Here is a 1,012-nt window from a genome sequence, read left to right on the forward strand (position 1 = left end):
AATCTTACATACTTGTTCTTACTATTCAACATCACCCTTGTTTCAGCAACTATTTGATCGTCAAGTAGCTGACGGACATGATATTGATGTATACGTCCCTATTTCAAACCAGTATCCTGAAGAACGGATTGCTTCTAGAGCGCCATATGCTCAAACTGTCCGTGTATTCAACCAAATCGAACGATTTTTCTACTTCTATAAGCAAAATAAAATCTATCGAGATTTAAAAAGCCGCTATAAAACTGGCGAATACGACTTAATTCACGCACATTCCCTATTTACCAACGGATATATGGCTTACCAAATTCATAAAGAGTATGGGACACCTTACGTTGTAGCAGTTAGAAGCAATGAAGTAGCTGATTTCTTTAAAAAAGCATTTTGGTTAAGACCTATTGGTTTAAATATTTTGAAGAATGCCAGTCAAATTATCTTTATCTCACAAAATAATTTTGAGAATACCTTTGAAAAATATATTCCTACATCAATTAAAAAGGAGTTATTAGCAAAGACTTTAGTCTTGCCAAACGGTATCGACCAGTTCTGGCATGAACATGCCTTTGAAAATCGCCAAGGGACTTTAAATGAGCCTTTAAAAATTGTTGCGACCGCAAAAGTTCAAAAGGCTAAAAACCTACTGACTTTAGCAGACTATGTCGCTGCCTATAACCAGGATGAAGCGCCAGCTGAATTACATATTATCGGTCCTAATTGGGACCAGGGTATTTTTGATGAATTAATAAAAAAACCATACGTGAATTACCACGAGCCAATGGATAAAAATCAATTAATTGCCTTTTACCGAACAGCAGATATATTTGCCCTGCTATCTTCTCCAGAAACCTTTGGATTAGTTTATGTTGAAGCAATGAGCCAAGCTTTACCAGTAATTTATACAAAAGGCGAAGGATTTGATGGTTTCTTCCCCAATAATAGAGTTGGTGTTTCGGTAGATCGATTTGATGTTACTACCTTTAAAGACGCTATCCACTACATCAAAAAGTACTATCCT

1 protein-coding gene is annotated in these 1,012 nt (G+C 36.0%); it reads left to right on the forward strand.

Going from position 1 to position 1,012, the window contains the following annotated elements; translation table 11 throughout:
- Positions 1-37: 37 nt before the first annotated feature.
- Positions 38-1,012 (forward strand): glycosyltransferase family 4 protein (locus ACRCJ0_RS15200; protein ID WP_431391045.1); only part of this gene is annotated, 975 nt, incomplete at its 3' end.

Source organism: Aerococcus sp. L_32 (assembly GCF_050689315.1).